Raw genomic sequence first — 3,749 nt, 5'->3', positions numbered from 1 at the left:
AGCTACCGGATGCGGGCCTACCAGGACCCGCCGCCGGAGGAAGGAGGCGCTGCTATCATTCGCTGACCTGCCCGGGGCTCTGCACTATTCGCGATCAGCTCTCTGCACTTTTGATGATCGCCAACATCAGGGATCTGCGCGCGATATTGAACAGTCGCTCCACTTCCGGGTCACTGATACCTCCGCGAATGACCTCTGCGTAGCCCGACTGGAGTGTCGGAATCTGCGATGAGACGAACTGGAAGTCGTCGACGGAAAACGTGCGCCCGTTTAGGTTGACCCCCGGAAAGTTCGCCCGGTATTCCCGGACTTACTGACGAGCGTACGGAACGACAAATGGCATTCCAGTCACGCTGCGAAGGTGATAGGTGGCGACCATCGTCCCATCGGGGTTGATGACCCAATCGCCGTTTTCCTGTGTCGGCAGCCGCTCTGCCAGCATCGGGTGCGCGACACCGGTGAAGTGGTACTAGGTGAGGTAGGAGGTGAAGATCCACATCCACTCGCCAATGCCCGAGCCGGTCGTTAGCTTGGGATTGAGGGTCGTCGGCTCCTTGGGGTAGGCGATACGGATGCTTCCCCTAGGACTTGCGGAGAGCCCAGAAGACGCCCCACTGCTCGTGGTTGGAGGATCAACCGTCGGTGCGGGCACCGGTCCGCAGCCTGCGAGCAGCATGAGGTCGCACGACAGGAGACCCAGCTACATGTGGCGGGAAAGTCTGAGATTCGGCACGACCGTGCTTCGGGCTCGTGCGTCGGGGTTGTTCGTCACTCGCCGCGCAGCTCGCCGCCCGCTGCCATCTCTTCCGGGATTGTCGGCAGCATCACCGCGACGACGGCCGGTGTGCCATCCCGAACGTGCTTCAGGGCGCGGCGCAGCGCCGGCCCGACGTCCTCGGGTTCGCGCACCGTTTCGCCGTAACCGTTGGCGGCCTCCGCAAGCTTCGCAAAATCCGGTGGCGGATCGAAGAGGCCACCAGTGTAATCGCCCGTCGTGACGGCAACACCGTTGGGGTATTGCCTCGCCAGGGTCTGCGTCCCGGTGCTGTACGAGCGGTTCACCATGACGACGGAGAGAAACGGCGCCTTGTGGTGCGCGGCGCACCAGAGCGAGACGAGCGGGGAGCCGAACATGAAGTACCCGTCACCGGTCGCCAAGACCACATCGCGCTCGGGACGGGCGATCTTGGCGCCGAATGCGGCGCCGGAGCCAAACCCGCCGGCGCTGCCGCCGCTCTTGATGTACGTGCCGGGCTCGTCGCGTCCAGGGTACACGCGCAGGCTCCCATCGTTGACCAGAATGGCGTCTTTGTCCAGGACTTCGCCGAGCTGATAGCCGACCCACAGCGGGTTGATCGGCCGCCGCTGACCGGCCCGCTTCCCGCGCTCCTCCGCCTGATGCGCCAGCTCCTGCTTGCGCTCCACGAGCCGCGCGCGGCGCTCTTCGATGCGATGGAGGTCGCTCTTCGACAAGCGCGCCGCTGCTGCCTCAAAGATCGCGCTCGCGGCCCCGCGAGTCGTCGATGGGATCCACAGGTTCGCGTCGAATTCCATGGTCTTGTACCGGGACTGGACAGGATCGACGTCCACCCATGCGATCTTCGCGTCTGGTCGGGGCCACTCGCGTGGCGGTGTGAAGGGGACGAGCGCCTCGAAGACGAGGATGACGTCCGCTTCATGTGGGCGCGGCCCGGTCCCGAACAGCGGATGGTTGAAGGGGAAGTTCATTCGGTTGGTCCTGCTGCTGTCCATGACGGGGACAGCCAGCAGCTCGGCAAGCCGCACCAACTCGGGCACCGAATCAGGGTTTCGGCCCGAATGGCCGGTCACGATGACCGGGTTGGCCGCTTCGATCAGCCACTGCGCCACCCGCCGCGCGTCGGAGGGGTCCGGCCAGATCGGCCGCGCGACCCCCATCTGATCACGCGTGGGGAAGGAGGTCGTCGCATCCGGGAAAGGCTGCTTCGCAATCTCCAGGGGAACGGAAAGGTACACCGGGCCCTTCGGCTCGCTCATGGCGACCTGAAGCAATCGGCTCACCATGAGCCCCGGGTTGTCCTGGTATTCCATGCGGTGGTCCAGCTTCGTGTACTGGCGCAGGATCTCCCCCTGGTCGCGGGGCTCCTGCACCCACTGGACGCTGTTGTCGCGGGCGCCAGGCATCGTCCGCGGATAGGCGCGCGGCGCGTTGCCCGCCGTGATCAGGACCGGATACCCGCCCTTCCAGGCGGTATGGATGGCCGCGCCGGTGTTCAACGTGCCCACGTCGACGTGAACGGCGAGGGCCGACGGCTTGCCGGATGCTGCCGCCGCCCCGAGCGCCGCGTTCAATGCCACGTGTTCGTGCGGGACGGTGATGAGGTCAGGCGCGGGCCAGCCCCGCTGCCGGGCTTTGGCGATTGCTTCCTGGTAAAAGACGATCTCGGTGCCGGAGACGAAGAAGAGGTGATCGACGCCTCCGAGCTTCATCGACGCGACGATGGCGTCCGACCATTCGTCGGCAGGGTGCTGGCTCCAGCGCGGGTTCGTGACCGCTGCGCTCCGCAGCTCAACCATCCTTCTACAGCCTCCTCGTGGTGGGTGGGCGGGAAGAGACGTCACGCGCTTCGGCGTGACGCTCCGCTGGCGGACTGAATGGGCGGCGCCTTCGAGGCCTTGCCTTCAGGAGTCGTTCTTGTCGCCGCGGTCGGACCGCGGCTCCCTCGGTGCCCTGCTACCGCTCGCGTTCGCGAACGTCGAAGAATACACACTCCGGGTCCCACAGGTGCGTTTCGCAATACTCGCAGGTGGCAAGCAGCCGATTGCGCGCGGCACGCTCGTCCCGGAGGCGCTGCTCGTCGCGCTTGTCCGCCCACGGCGCCGCCTCAGGATATTCTGCGACGAGCACGTCGAGGTCGTGCTTGTATGCCTCGATGCTCTCGACTTCGAACCCGACGTGGTCGAGCGCGGGTCGCTCGACGATTCCCGCCTCCGCGTAGTCCTGGATCCGCCACGGCATGATGGCGAAGGTGATGACGCCGTCGGTCAGGTGGTGCACGCGGTCGGCGCCGGGCTGCTTGAGATAACGGAGCTCGAATACGTCGGTGTAGAACTTGGCGATGCGGTCCGGGTCCAATGCGCGCATGGCGAGGTGGTGAATGTGCCGGGTCGTCCGGTCGTGTCCGTCCTTGTCGTGGATCACTGTGCGGCGTCGCTCGCCCATCTCCGCGTAGGACAGATCGAAGACGTGCCCCTCGGGATCGTGGCCCGCTCGGCCGACGTATCCACGATGCGCGGGGCGCGTGGTCACGCCGACAGACGGGTACAGCTCCTGGATCCGGCGAAGCACCTCGTCGACGTCGTCGACCTCGAACCCGAAGTGATCGAGCCCCGCCTGGTATCCCGGCTTCCGATAGTTAAAGGCAAAGTTGATGTACCCGTCCGTCAGGAACCCATCCGGGCTCCGCTCCGAGACAGGGTGCAGCCCAAATACGCCGCTGTAGAAGGTCTTCATGAGACGCGGATTCACCGCGGAGATCGCGATGTGCGTCAGCTTCGCTTCCACGAATGTTCCTCCGCTTCAGGTTGTGGCCGAGCGTATCACCGCGCGTCCTTCGTGTCAACGGCCGGATGTGCGGGGACCGACAGATCCTATACACCCCGGGCGGGAGCGCTATGCACGGTACGTCGCGGCGCTGTATGAATCGGCGCAGTTCGCATCGGGGGCGGGGATGGAGCGCTATCGGGAATGGTGGCCCTTTGATCCGCCG

Annotated in this window: 2 protein-coding genes; both read right to left on the bottom strand. The window is 65.4% G+C overall.

Annotated features, from left to right (window positions below; genetic code table 11):
- Positions 1-768: 768 nt before the first annotated feature.
- Positions 769-2,556 carry a thiamine pyrophosphate-requiring protein gene (locus VFC51_07820; protein ID HZT06924.1) on the bottom strand — a complete coding sequence of 596 codons (1,788 nt, stop codon included), beginning with the start codon at positions 2,554-2,556 and terminating at the stop codon, positions 769-771.
- Positions 2,557-2,713: 157 nt separating this feature from the next.
- Complete coding sequence (locus tag VFC51_07815) at positions 2,714-3,544, bottom strand: VOC family protein (protein HZT06923.1); 831 nt, start codon at positions 3,542-3,544, stop codon at positions 2,714-2,716.
- Positions 3,545-3,749: the final 205 nt, after the last annotated feature.

The organism is Chloroflexota bacterium (assembly GCA_035652535.1).
Taxonomy (GTDB): domain Bacteria; phylum Chloroflexota; class UBA6077; order UBA6077; family SHYK01; genus DASRDP01.
This window is presented reverse-complemented; position numbering and strand designations above follow the sequence as displayed.